Annotated in this window: 10 protein-coding genes; 5 read left to right on the forward strand and 5 right to left on the reverse strand. The window is 62.3% G+C overall.

Going from position 1 to position 13227, the window contains the following annotated elements:
• Positions 1 to 159 precede the first annotated feature (159 nt).
• Positions 160 to 1098, reverse strand: coding sequence for a 1-phosphofructokinase family hexose kinase (locus ACP7AD_RS07700; RefSeq protein WP_426148204.1), 939 nt, complete (start codon positions 1096 to 1098; stop codon positions 160 to 162).
• Positions 1099 to 1352: 254 nt separating this feature from the next.
• On the opposite strand from ACP7AD_RS07700, the gene ACP7AD_RS07705 reads away from it, so the two are divergent.
• Positions 1353 to 1553: a hypothetical protein gene (locus ACP7AD_RS07705; protein WP_426148205.1), complete on the forward strand. Its 201-nt coding sequence runs from the start codon at positions 1353 to 1355 to the stop codon at positions 1551 to 1553.
• A 325-nt stretch (positions 1554 to 1878) separates the two neighbouring features.
• On the opposite strand, the gene nth is transcribed toward ACP7AD_RS07705, so the two are convergent.
• A complete protein-coding gene (nth, locus tag ACP7AD_RS07710; RefSeq protein ID WP_426148206.1) occupies positions 1879 to 2526 on the reverse strand; it encodes an endonuclease III in 648 nt (215 codons plus the stop codon).
• A 187-nt stretch (positions 2527 to 2713) separates the two neighbouring features.
• On the opposite strand from nth, the gene ACP7AD_RS07715 reads away from it, so the two are divergent.
• From ACP7AD_RS07715 to ACP7AD_RS07725, 3 genes are all read left to right on the forward strand, one after another.
• Entirely contained in the window at positions 2714 to 6769 is a 4056-nt protein-coding gene (locus tag ACP7AD_RS07715) for a Pls/PosA family non-ribosomal peptide synthetase (protein ID WP_426148207.1), read from the forward strand.
• A gap of 1 nt (position 6770) precedes the next feature.
• Positions 6771 to 7424 carry a hypothetical protein gene (locus tag ACP7AD_RS07720; RefSeq protein ID WP_426148208.1) on the forward strand — a complete coding sequence of 218 codons (654 nt, stop codon included), beginning with the start codon at positions 6771 to 6773 and terminating at the stop codon, positions 7422 to 7424.
• Between the two features lie 63 nt (positions 7425 to 7487).
• Positions 7488 to 8675: a PLP-dependent aminotransferase family protein gene (locus ACP7AD_RS07725; protein WP_426148232.1), complete on the forward strand. Its 1188-nt coding sequence runs from the start codon at positions 7488 to 7490 to the stop codon at positions 8673 to 8675.
• A 29-nt stretch (positions 8676 to 8704) separates the two neighbouring features.
• Here the strand turns inward: ACP7AD_RS07725 and ACP7AD_RS07730 are convergent, their stop codons facing one another.
• The 3 genes from ACP7AD_RS07730 to ACP7AD_RS07740 form a co-directional block, all read right to left on the reverse strand.
• Positions 8705 to 9964, reverse strand: coding sequence for a hypothetical protein (locus tag ACP7AD_RS07730; RefSeq protein ID WP_426148209.1), 1260 nt, complete (start codon positions 9962 to 9964; stop codon positions 8705 to 8707).
• A gap of 292 nt (positions 9965 to 10256) precedes the next feature.
• Complete coding sequence (locus tag ACP7AD_RS07735; protein WP_426148210.1) at positions 10257 to 10502, reverse strand: hypothetical protein; 246 nt, start codon at positions 10500 to 10502, stop codon at positions 10257 to 10259.
• Between the two features lie 157 nt (positions 10503 to 10659).
• Positions 10660 to 10872 carry a DUF3606 domain-containing protein gene (locus ACP7AD_RS07740; RefSeq protein WP_426148211.1) on the reverse strand — a complete coding sequence of 71 codons (213 nt, stop codon included), beginning with the start codon at positions 10870 to 10872 and terminating at the stop codon, positions 10660 to 10662.
• Between the two features lie 295 nt (positions 10873 to 11167).
• Here ACP7AD_RS07740 and ACP7AD_RS07745 point away from each other — a divergent pair, with 295 nt between their 5' ends.
• Positions 11168 to 13207 (forward strand): penicillin-binding protein 1A, encoded by a 2040-nt coding sequence (locus ACP7AD_RS07745; protein WP_426148212.1) that lies wholly within the window; start codon positions 11168 to 11170, stop codon positions 13205 to 13207.
• The last annotated feature ends 20 nt before the right edge of the window (positions 13208 to 13227 follow it).

The raw sequence follows: 13227 nt of genomic DNA on the forward strand, positions 1-13227 counted from the left end.
GCCAGTGGCGTCAAGCAGGCATGGCGCCTGTCCTTTTTGCTGTTGGCCGCCTTTTGTTGCCACTACGGTAGCCGCCGCATTGCGCTGTGACTTGCGCTAGATCAATGGGCCTGAAAAACTCCTGACGGTGCCGGCAAGGCACGCCTTCCCGGGCTTGAATCAGACCGGGTGGATAGCCACTTCCCGGTGCAGCCGTTCCACATCCGCCGCCTGGCACAGCGCCGTGCCGGCCGCGAGCAGGGCGGCTGCGCCGGCTGCCATGCCGTAGCGAAAAGCCTGCTCCAGGCTTTCCTGCCGATTCAGTGCCCAGAGCAGGCCACCGACAAAGCTGTCGCCCGCGCCAATCGAGCTGGCGACTTTCACTGGCAGGCTGCGCGCGCGCAGCGCCCTGTCGGCCGTCACCAGCAAGGCGCCGTCCTCGCCCAGGGACAGCGCCACCACCTGCGCCTGGCCGGCCCGGATGATCTGCAGCGCCGCCGCGTGCCAGTCCTGCTCGGTATCGAGCGGATGGCCGGTCAGTTCGCGCAGTTCGCGAAGGCTGGGCTTGACCAGGTAAACGCCTTCGGCCAGCGCTGCGGCCAGGGGCGGCCCCGAGCTGTCGAGCACCAGCCGGCTACCGTGTTCCTTCGCCAGCCGAGCCAGCCGCGCATGAAAATCGGCCGGCAAGCCGGGCGGCAGGCTGCCGCTGGCCACCAGGTAAGCCGGCGGCGCCTGCAGGTCGGCGACATGACGCAGACAGGCCTGCCATTCGCTCGGTGCCAGTTCAGGCCCGGGCAGCAAAAAGCGAAAGTCGCGACCGCTGGACTGTTCGTGCACCGAAAAGCTTTCGCGCGTCTCGCCGGCAATCGGGATGGAATAGCTGCGCACTTGTTCCTGGTCGATGAGCTGGCGCAGCCGCTGGCCGTTCGCGCCGCCCGCCGGGAACAGCGCCAGGCAGTCGCCGCCCAGCCGGTGCAGCACGCGCGCCACGTTGATGCCGCCGCCGCCAGGGTGCAGGATGGCGGCCGTGCAGCGCAGCTTGTGCGTGTCCATGACTTTTTCAGTCGAGGTGGACACGTCCAGGGCGGGATTCATGGTGACGGTGAGGATATCTAACATAGGCTGGAGGCGAGTTTGTTTGCAGGCATCGTAATTCCAATCCGAATTGGAAACGATAACTGCGCTGCTTTGCCGTGCCGTGCCATGGCCTGTTCCCTGGCCTCGCGTCTGATCCCGGATGGCCTTAGAAACGGAATTAAAGGGACGGCAGCAGGTGCGTCCGTCCTACAGTTCAGTGGGTGTTGCGCGGTTAATCTAGCATCCGCACAAACCTTCGCACCGCCGGTGCGGACCCATTTACGCAAAGGATTCCCATGAAATACGCACTGCTCACTGCCGCAATCGTCATGACACTTGGCCTCGCCGCCTGTGAAAAAAAAGTGGTCACCCAGCCTGGCCCCGCAGGCGCGACGGGCGCAACCGGTTCCACAGGTAGCACAGGCAGCACAGGCGCTGCGGGTGCCGTCGGCGCAACAGGCGCCGAAGGCAAGCCTGCGGAAACTCCAGCCAAATAAAAAATACGGCAACGCCAGCGACGCTCCTGGAGCGCCCTGGCCGCCAGCGGCATGCACGCGCGCCTGTGTTTCACGCGGCGTGCTGCCCGCAACCTTGAAGAGGTTTTGAAGGCCGCATCCGAGCGCAGCATTCAACGATGCAGAGCAAGGCTTCGTCCTTCAAGATGATGATTTTGAGAACTCGAGCTGTCCTCACCCCCTCGCCAATCGGCCAGGGGTTTTTTTCGTCTTGCATTGACTGGCTGCGCTGCGTGATGGGCCATCGCCAGCCGCAGCCTGACGTTCAATCACCGATGCAAGTACCCAAGCTGGCGCCAAGCGCGTGTCATGAACCCGGTGGCGGCTCGGTCTTGGGCTTGTAGTCGCAATAAGGCGCGACCGCGCATTGCCAGCACAGTGGCTTGCGGGCAATGCAGACATAGCGGCCGAGCAGAATCAGCCAGTGGTGCGCATCGACCAGATACTCTGGCGGAATACGCTTGAGCAGCTTTAGCTCGACTTCCAGCGGGTTCTTGCCCGGCGCCAGTCCGGTGCGGTTGCCGACGCGAAAGATGTGCGTGTCCACCGCCATCACGGCCTCGCCAAAGGCCGAGTTGAGCACCACATTGGCCGTCTTGCGGCCCACGCCGGGCAATTTTTCAAGCGCTTCACGGGTGCGCGGCACCTGGCCGCCGTGCTGCTCTGTCAGCATTGCGCAGGTCGCCAGCAGGTTCCGGGCTTTCGAGTGGTATAGCCCGATGGTCTTGATGTAGGCCTCCAGCCGGTCTACGCCCAGGTCGAGTATTTTTTGCGGCGTGTTGGCGACGGCAAACAGCCGGCGCGTGGCCTTGTTCACGCTGACGTCGGTGGCTTGCGCCGACAGCAGCACGGCGGTCAGCAATTCGAACACGCTGGTGTATTCCAGTTCGGTCACCGGCATCGGGTTGGCCGCCTTGAGCGTGGCAAAAAACGGGGCAATGTCTCTGGTTTTCATGGCGGGAAGTGTAGGGCGCCAAGGCCGCGCCTGCGCAGGTCCCGGGAAGCGCTTCATAAACCATAGCAGCGTGCGGCGGCTGTACATGCGCAGGCGCCATTATTTATTACAAGGCGCGGCGCCAGTTTCAAAAGATAATCGTGGGCTAGCTCGGCTTTCCCCTTTGTTTTTCGGCAACTGGTTTTTTATGACGTCATTTTCCCTGGCCGATCTTCTGCCCAGCTTGCGCTTGCTGGACATCTCTGACGCTGGCAGTGCCAGCCATCCGGATATCTTGTCCGGACCCATACAGCCGGAATTGATTCGCGCTGAGGTGCTTGCAGATATTCTTGAAGCGACGGCCGACCGTATTCCGCACCAGGTTGCGCTGATGTTTGCGGATCGTCACCTCACGTACCAGGACCTGAATGCACAGGCCGACCAAGTAGCTTCCGGCCTGATTGAGGCCGGCGTGCGCCCGGGTCACATCGTGGGTCTGTGGCTGCCACGCGGTATCGGTCTGCTGGTGATGCAGGCCGGGATTGCCAAGGCCGGTGCCGCATGGTTGCCGTTTGACGCGGATACGCCGGTCGAGCGCATTGCCGTGTGCCTGGAAGATGCCTGCGCGGTGGGCGTGGTCAGTTGCAAAGAATTCGCACCGCGCCTGGTGCACATCAGGGCCAGCGTCTGGACGGCAGAAGCCTTGCTGGTACCGACGCCTGAGCGGGTTCGCCGGCAGGGTTTGCTGCCTTCGCACCCCGCGTATGTAATTTACACCTCGGGCTCCACCGGCAAGCCCAAGGGCATCGAGATCACCCAGGGCAGCATCTGCCACTTTCTGCGCAGCGAAAACGCCATGCTGCGCGTGCTCGAAACTGATCGCGTGTACCAAGGGTTTTCGGTCGCCTTCGACATGTCTTTCGAGGAAATCTGGATCAGTTACCTGGCCGGTGCCACGCTCTGGATTGCTCCCAAGGCGCTGGCCTCGGACCCCGAAGCCCTGCCGCTGGCCTTGACTGAAAACAAGGTCACCGTGCTGCACGCAGTGCCGACGCTGCTGGCCTTGTTCAACCAGGAGGTGCCGAGCCTGCGCCTGATCAACCTGGGCGGCGAGATGTGTCCTCAGTCACTGGTGGCGCGCTGGGCCAAGCCCGGCCGCCAGGTGTTCAATACCTATGGCCCGACCGAAGCCACCGTGTCGGCCAGCCTGGCCGAGTTGCAGCCGGGCGAGCCCGTGACCATCGGGCGGCCGTTGCCCAATTACGGCCTGATGGTGATCGACCCGTCCGTTGAAAACGGCTTGGTGCTGCTGCCGCGCGGGGAAGTCGGCGAGTTGTGCATCACCGGCCCCGGGGTGGCGGCCGGTTACCTGGGCCGGCCCGACCTGACGGCCGAGAAATTCCTTGCCAATCCCTGGCGCAGCCATGCGCATGACGACCGTTTGTACCGCACGGGCGATCTGGCCCGCATCGACCCCGATGGCCGCGTGCACTGCCTGGGCCGCACCGATGACCAGGTGAAAATACGCGGCTTTCGGGTGGAGCTGGGCGAGATCGAGGCGGCGCTGGCCAAGCTGCCCGGCGTGGGCACCGTCGCCGTTGTCCAGCGCCAGGAAGGCGGCATCGACCAGCTGATCGCCTTCCTCGTTTTTGAAGGCGGCATGAGCCGCTCCAGTGCCGAACTGCGTGCCGCGCTGGCAAACACCTTGCCTTCCTACATGGTGCCCGGTTACTTCGAGCCACTCTCGGAAATGCCGCGCCTGACCTCCGGCAAGATCGACCGCAACAGCCTCAAGGCGCGTCCCTTGGCGGTGGCCAGCGGGGAGGCTAGCGGCTCCGACACGCCACGAACGCCGGCGGAAGAAGCCTTGTTTGCGGCCCTGGCCACGCTGTTTCCCGGCCAGCCGATTGTGCGCAGTGCCGATTTTTTCTCTGACCTGGGCGGCCACTCGCTGTTCGCGGCGCGCCTGGCCTCGGCCTTGCGGACCGACCCGCGTTTTGCGCACATCACGGTGCACGACATTTACCAGAACCGCCAGGTCGGCCTGATCGCCGAGGTGCTGGGTCAGCGCCATGAGCCTGTCATGGCGGTGGACACCCGTTGGGTGGCGCCGTCCTGGCTCAAGCGCTGGACCTGCGGAGTGGCACAGGCAGTCGTCATCCCTGGCCTGGTGACGCTGCACATGGCGCAATGGATGGCGCCGTTCTTTACCTATCATTTCTTTACCGGCGAGCCCGACGATTCGATGGCGCTGGCCATTGCCGCATCCGTGGCCGCCTATTTGCTGTCCACCCTGCTGGCGTTTGCGGTGGCCGTTGCGGGTAAGTGGCTGATTTTGGGGCGCCTGAAGGCCGGGCGTTATCCGCTCTGGGGCATGACCTATTACCGCTGGTGGCTGGCCGACCGCCTGATCGAGGCGGCGCCGACCTACCTGCTCAGTGGATCATCGATGTACGCCTGGTGGCTGCGCGCACTGGGCGCCAAGGTGGGGCGCGACGTCATGATCGGGTCGATCACCCTGCGCGCCCCGGACTTGCTGAGCATTGGCGACGGCGTCAGCATCGGCAACGCGGCCAATTTTGAAAATGCACGGGTCGAACATGGCGAACTGCGCCTGGGGCCGATCACGCTGGAGCGTGAAGCCTGCGTGGGTTCCTATGCCGTGCTCGAAGGCAATACGCACATCGGCGCCTATGGCCATCTGGAAGGCCAATCGGCGCTCAGCGACGGGGAGTCACTGCCCGCCGGACGCATCTGGAAAGGCTCGCCGGCGCGCGACGTGGGCATGTTCGACCACACGGACCGGCCCGCCCGGCCCGCTGTCTCTGGCCTGCGCAGTGTCGTCGAAGGCGGGTATTTTGTGTTCGGCGCCCTGCTGATCGCCACGCTGTTTTTCCTGCCGGTGTTTCCCAGCTTTGTGCTGATCGACTGGATCGACGACGCCGAGCGTTTTCCGGTATTGCGCGGCAGCGACCTGTCGTTCCAGCTGGTTAAGTATTTCATCCTTGCTTTCCCGGCCACAGGCGTGCTGATCGTCAGCACTGCGCTGCTGTCGGCCGGCATCCGCTGGACGGTTTTGCCGCGTCTCAAGCCTGGCAGCTGGCCCGTACACAGCAACCTATATTGCGCCAAATGGCTGGTCAACCAGATCCAGGAGTCCAGCTTGGCGGTCTTGCATGGCGTTTATGCCACGGTGTACGCCCCTTTCTGGTACCGGCTGCTGGGGGCCAAGGTCGGGCGCGATGCCGAGATTTCTTCCGCACTCGGGCTGGTGCCGGACATGCTCACGCTGGGCGATGAAACCTTCATCGCCGATGCGGTCATGCTGGGCGACGAGAGCATCGACGGCGGCTGGATGTCCATGCAGCCCACGGTGATTTCGCGCCGCAGCTTCGTGGGTAACGGCTCCTACATCCCCGACGGCACCACGCTGCCGGAAAACGTGCTCATTGGCGTGCATTCCAGCGCACCCGCCAACGGCGCGATGAAGGACGGCGACACCTGGCTGGGCTCGCCGCCGATCAACCTGCCGGCGCGCGAGCAGACCAGCGGTTTCCCCGAACATCTGACCTATCGGCCATCGCCCTTTCGCCGCCTGGCGCGCGGGCTGATTGAAGCCTTTCGCATCGTGGCGCCGCATGCGATCGTGATTTCTGTCGGCTACACCATGGTCCTGGACATCATGCCCGTGGCGAGCGACGGCCAGTGGGGCGTCGTCATTCTTTACCTGATGGGCGCCGGTCTTTTTTATGGGGTGGGGGCCTTCTTTTTCATTGCTGCCATCAAGTGGGCGCTGATGCGGCGCTACCGCCAATGCAGCGTGCCGATGTGGACCCCGTTTGTCTGGCTGTCGGAGGGCGTGACCAATTTGTATGAAGGGATTGCGGTGCCTAATTTCCTTCGCTACCTGCGCGGCACCCCATTGCTGCCCGTGGCCTTGAACTTTCTGGGTTGCCGTATCGGCAAAGGTGTTTACCTCGATACCACTGACATCACCGAGTTCGACTGTGTCACCATCGGCGACTACAGCGAGTTGAATGCGCTGGCCTGCCCCCAGACCCATCTGTTCGAAGACCGCGTCATGAAGGTCGATCACGTCATCATTGGCGAGCGCGTCTACATGGGGCCGCGCAGCGCGGTGCTCTACGGCGCGGTGGTGGCCGACAACGCCAAGCTCGGTGCCCTGACGCTGGTCATGAAAGGGGAGTTCATCCCTGCCGCATCGAGCTGGAAGGGCTGTCCGGCCGCGCCCGCGCGCAACTGACATGCTGCCCCCACACAAGCTCGTCGCCGTTCATGCGTGGCCGCAAGGCATGCAAGCTGCCGTTGATGAAATGCGCGACTGCCAGGCCATGACTGTCATCAGCGTGGCAACCCCCGCCACGGGCGAGCGCTCGCTGGCAAGGGCCCTGATCCGCACGGCTTTGCGCGAGACGATGGCGATGTTCCTCGATCAACCTGCCGCACCCATCGCGCTGGTTTCGCGCCCGGGGCAGGCGATTGGCGTGGATTCGCGCCTTGCGCGCCTGCATGTGTCGGTGAGCCACATGCCTGGAATGAGCGTGGCCGCCATTGGCAGGAGCGGTGCCATGGGCCTTGATGTGATGCATGTCGAACAGGACGCTGCCGGGATGTCCGACTGGGCGCGTGTGGCGCTGGACTATCTCGGTCCGACAGTGTCTGACACGCTGCAGCGCACGTCGCCCATGCAACGGCCGGCCACCTTTGCCCAGGCATGGGTGCACTTCGAGGCCCGCCTGAAGTGCCTGGGCCTGGAGTTGACCGAATGGACCCCCGCGCTGGCGCAACGCCTGGCGACATGCCGCGTCATGGCGCTGGCCTTGCCTGAAGATTGCCGTGGAGCGATCGCCGTTCCTTCCCGCCTTGCTGGCGCTACCATTCATGCCAGCGCTTCCTGAAAATCACGCATCCAGTCCCCGCCTTGCACGCCAACCTTCCATCCAGAGACTTACGCCATGCCCCTGCCATTCGCCGACCGCCTGAACAACGTTGAAACCTCCGCCATCCGCGAACTTTTCAAGCTGCTGGGCAAGCCCGGCATCATCAGCTTTGCCGGCGGCTTTCCCGACCCGGCGATGTTCGACATCGAAGGCATCAAGGACGCCAGCAGCAAGGCGCTGAACGAGGAACCCGGCGCGGCATTGCAATATGGCGCCACCGAAGGCTACGGCCCGCTGCGCCAACAACTGAGCGCCTTCATGGCGAGCAAGGGCGTGACCGTGGCGCCTGAAGGCCTGATCGTCACCACCGGCAGCCAGCAGGCGCTCGATCTGCTGGGCAAGACCCTGATCAATCCGGGCGACAAGGTGATCGTCGAAGGCCCGACCTTTCTGGCGACCATCCAGTGCTTTCGCCTGTATGGCGCCGAGGTCATCAGCGCGCCCATCGACGCGCATGGCGTGAGGACCGACGAGCTGGAGCGGCTTATCGCTGAACACAAGCCGAAATTTGTTTATTTGATTCCGACCTTCGGCAACCCGAGCGGCGCGCTGCTCGGCTTGGAGCGCCGTCGGCAAGTGCTGGACATGGCCGTGAAATACCAGACCCTAGTGGTAGAAGACGATCCCTACGGCGACCTGTATTTTGGCGAAGCGCCACCGCCGTCATTGCTGTCGCTGAGCGACGGCGTGCCCGGCAGCCGCGAGCTGCTGGCCTATTGCGGCTCGCTCAGCAAGGTGCTCTCGCCCGGCCTGCGCATCGGCTGGATGATTGCCCCGCCGGCGCTGCTGGCCAACGCGGTGATGTGCAAGCAGTTCAGCGACGCCCACACCAGCACCTTTGCCCAGGCCACCGCCGCGCAGTACCTCAAGGCCGGCCGCATGCCCGCCACGCTGGCGAATGTGCGCAAGGTGTATGGCGAACGCGCCGCCGCCATGGGCGATGCCTTGGAACGCGAACTGGGCGACGCTGTGGCGTTCGAGCAGCCGCAGGGCGGCCTGTTCTTCTGGGCCCGCCTGACGGGCGAGGGCGGCAAGTTGAAGGACGCGGGTGAATTCGCCAGGAAGGCGATTGAACAATGCGTGGCTTTCGTGCCGGGCGCCCCGTTTTATGCGTCGAATCCCGACAGGGCTGCTTTCAGGCTCAGCTTTGCGACGGCGGATGTGTCGAAAATAGAAGAGGGGATGAAACGCTTGGGGCGGGCGATATAGATCAACTGGATCACCCGGAATGCGTTGATTCAATTGGCTTCATCTGCCAGCTCGAAAGAAGGAACCTCATTGAGCGGGGTGCCCAGCTGTATGACGATCGATCTGTACGATTTCAATTCGATGGCGGCTGGGTCGCCCTGGTATACGCGCAGATTGCCGCCATCCCGGACATAAACAACGACCGGCGTATTGAGTTGACCGGCAACATTTGTACGGGTGAGCGGCTGTCCCCATATGTTGAAGAACTGTCCCAGCGTCACCCGGTCGTAGTTAAGGGGTTCAATATGAAGCGTGCCGTTGGCATCGTGCGTATGAATCGGATAAAAGCAGGTTGTGCTGAAGACTTCGTCATCCCCAACGACACCGATCAGCTGGGGAATGGCCAGCCGCACACCGTCCTTGTAGATGGCCAGATGCGTATGGGCGTGATAGACATATTCCAATGTCGACTGGTTTCGCGGTCCGTAGCACGATAGCCCATCCACCGGCTGCCCTTGTCCGCCGCGGCCATTGGACCGGTTGTCTTCCAAGCCGCCTTGGCCGATCAGTGCGGGTCCAAACACTCCTCGATTAACGATCAGCGATGTGGTGGACAGCGCAGGCGGATTTTTCCATTGAAAATTTGGAATCGGATTGATTGCCGAACCGATCTGGATTGTGATTTCGCGGTTTCCGGTCAGCGGCAATGCATCCAGTGCGCCAGTATATTCAGTTAGTGTGCTGCCATCCCGGATGAATACCTTGACGGGTTTTCCGGCATAACCTGCCACATTGGCTGTGGAGAGCGGTTGCCCCCACAGTGCAAAGAACTGACCCAGCGTGTAGGGAGTCGCGCCGCCGGATTTTGTGCGAATCTTGCCGCTGGTATCCGTCGTCGTGAGCGGGTAATAGCAGCCGACTTTTCTCAAGGTCGTATCAGTGATACCGGTGCTGCCTTGGGCAACTAGGCCGATGTCTTCTGGAATCGCAACCTGCTGGCCGTCCACTACGAGACTTAAATGCGTATAGCCATAGGCTGGAGACGATTTAACTGGCTTTTCACACGCAAGACCCAGAACGTCCTGCCCTAGCCCGCCGGAAGCAGTTGCGCCTTTCGCGAAAGTTATTTTGCCGACGCCGGTACCGTCCTCCAGCGTTGTGGCTGCGGCCAGCGCGGGGGCCGATGGCTGGACAGAATCTGGAACCGTCAGGCTTGCACCATTGTCGCCTCCACCACATCCATACAACATTGAAATACAAAAAACGGTAAGGCTGAGGTTGGTTGTTATGGATTTAGCTTTTATATGCATTAATTACCTTTCGAAAAGAATCAGAAATAACTTATAGATACTGATTTCAAACTTGACGCTTAATTAAGAATTTTATTCTAGATGAAGAGATCAAGTGAAAATGGGTAAACTGCATTGAAACAAAAGTAACTAAGCTTGATACATGTTAAACGCAGTTAACGAATGTTTAAAAACAAAAACAAAAACAAAAACAAAAACATTTAATATTTTTGTTATTTAATTTGATATTTTTTAAAAATCAAGGTTGTGTATTTCATGATGAAAATTTTGAATGCATTGATAGATCAAGCATTTATTCGGCCACAGATAATGCGATGGCGATTTTCATTTTTTTGATTGGGAGCATGCAGGATCCGCTGTGCTCGCGCCATGCCAACCTGGCAACAGGAGCCTGATGGACTCCTTGGCAATCTTTTTCCATTCGCTGCAGGGCGTTGAAGCCCTGTGCATTATTAATGGGCCTGCTAGTGGGCAGCGGCTTCGGGCAGCCGGTGAATGGAAGCATCGTTTTGCGGGGCTCAACGACGCTCACGCTCATGGAGGGTGAGGGAGCCAGTGCCGCTGGTGGCGGTGGCATGGTTCGGGCTGGTCAGGGCCGCTTCGCTGGTGCTGCACCGGGGCCATCGCTTTGGCATGCAACTGCTTGAAGCGCCGATTCCTGGCGCGCCTGGGCTGGTCGTGGTGCGGCGCCAGGCTCAGCTATCGCCAAGCTCGTTCATGCGGTCCGCATTCGTGGTGCTGTGGCTGCCCTTGAGGTGCATTTCCACGTCGGCGGCCCTGTCGCCCACCGCATCCACCGCATCGCGCAACTGCTGCTCGGTGGTGTCTAGCTTTTTCGCCCATTGCGCGCAGGCCGCCGGGTCGTTCATGTCGATGCGATCGGGCTCCACGCCGGGTCGGGTTGTCATGCTTGTCTCCTGAATGGTGGTTGATGGATCGACCGTAACGCTTTCGCTGCGCCCAGCCTGTAGGCCAAGGCCGCAGCCGGAATTAAACCGCCGACGATGGGTGGTGCCGGCAGCGCGCTGATCCGCATGGAGTTGCTATTGAATAAATAGCTGCAAGCGCATGCCTACCAAGCGCAAGAGGCATTTTTTGCCTGAATATCAGGATAAAAATTCGGCCGGCACTGAATTGCGCGAAGCCGTCGGCCCCGCTTGCTCCCTGGCGCCTGCTTGAGCGCGCCGCTTTAAACTCTGCCCCATGCCTCCCATCCTCCAGCGCGCCGCCGCCTTTGCCCGCGTGCAATTCCACCGCCTTGCCAGCCTTGTCAAGCAATATCCCGTCCGGGCCGCCCTGGCGCTTCCGGCGCTGATGCTGCTTTACGTGCTGGTGCTGATTCCGTTCACGCCGGGCATCGGCGACCTGCGCAAGGCCAAGTCCGAAACGCCGTCGGTGCTGCTGGCATCCAACGGCTCGGTGCTGGCCGAGTACCGGCGCAGCAACCGGCGCTGGGTCACGCTCGACAAGATTTCGCCGCATGTCGTCAATGCGCTGATCAGCACCGAAGACCACCGCTTTTACCAGCACCACGGCATCGACTTTCGGCGCACCTTTGGCGCGCTGCTGAGCACCCTGACGGGCGAGCTGCAGGGCGGCTCGACCATTACGCAGCAACTGGCGCGCAACCTGTACCCCGAGGAAATCGGCCGCGCCGCCACCATCACCCGCAAGGTCAAGGAGGCGATCACCGCGCTGAAGATCGAGTCGGTGTATTCCAAGGACGAAATCCTGGAAACCTACCTCAACACCGTGCCTTTTCTCTACAACGCCTTTGGCATCGAGATGGCGGCGCGCACCTATTTCGACAAGTCGGCCGACAGGCTCGACGTGCTGGAAAGCGCCACCTTGATCGGCATGCTCAAGGGCACCAGCTACTACAACCCGGTGCTCAACCCCGACCGCGCCCTCAAGCGCCGCAACCTGGTGCTGGCGCAGATGGTCAAGCATGGCAAGCTCGCTCAAGCCCGGCTCGACGCGCTGGAAAAGCGGCCGCTGCGGCTGGACTTTGAACGCCAGGTCGAACCCCTGGGCATTGCCCCCCACGTCGCCCAGCACCTGCGCAAATGGCTGATTGCGTGGGCCGACAGCAAGGGCTATGACATCCATGCCGACGGGCTGCGGGTGCGCACCACGATTGACGCCAACATCCAGAAACTGGCCAACCAGGCGGTGGCGCGGCAGCTGGCGCAACTGCAAAAGCTGGCCGACGGCCAGCGCAAGGCCGGCGCCGAGCGCGCCATGCTGCAGGCCGGCTTTCTGGCGCTCGACCCGCGCAGCGGCGCGGTGCGCGCCTGGGTCGGCAGCCGGGATTTCGCGCAAGAGCAGTTCGACCACGTCAGCCAGGCGCGCCGCCAGCCCGGCTCGACCTTCAAGCCTTTCGTCTACGGCGCGGCCTTCATGCAAGGGCTGAGCCCGTCGTTTGCCTTCATCGACCAGCCGATCGCGATTGACTCGGGCGGCGGCGACGTGTGGACGCCCAGCGATTCCACGCCGCCCACCGGCCAGCCCACCACGCTGCGCGACGGCCTGGTGTATTCGAAGAACACCATCACCGCCCAGCTGGTGCAGAAAATCGGCCCGGCCAGCGTCAGCCAGCTGGCCCAGGCCCTGGGCGTGCGCCAGAGCAAGCTCGATGTGGTGCCTTCGCTCGCGCTGGGCACCAGTCCGGTCACGCTGCTGGAAATGGTCGCCGCCTACGGCAGCATTGCCAATGGCGGCCACTACATGCTGCCGGTGCTGGTGGCCAGTGTCGAAGACCACCAGGGCAATCTGCTGGAAACCTTCACGCCGGTCAGGGAGGCGACGCCGGCCATGCCACGCGCCGACTCCTTGACGCTGGTGGATGTGATGCGCGGCGTGATCGACCAGGGCACCGGCAGCGCGATTCGCCAGCGCTACGGTATCCAGGCCGACCTGGCCGGCAAGACCGGCACCACGCAGGACAACACCGACGGCTGGTTCATCATGATGAATCCGCAACTCGTGGCCGGCGCCCGGGTCGGCTTCAACGACAACAGCGCGACGATGGGCAACTGGGGGCAGGGCGCACGCAGCGCTTTGCCCATGGTGGGCGATGTGTTCCAGGGCGCGTTTCGCAACCGCTGGCTGGACCAGAACGCCGAGTTCGACATACCGCGCAGGCGGCCGCCACCGCCACTGCCGCCCCAGCAGCAGCGCAACGATCCGCTGGCCGACATTGTCAATGGCCTGTTCGGCAGGATCTTGCGGCAGCTGCAATAGCCGCCAGCGCAAGTTCCGTT

The organism is Polaromonas sp. DSP2-3-2b2, from assembly GCF_049895905.1.
GTDB lineage: Bacteria > Pseudomonadota > Gammaproteobacteria > Burkholderiales > Burkholderiaceae_C > Polaromonas.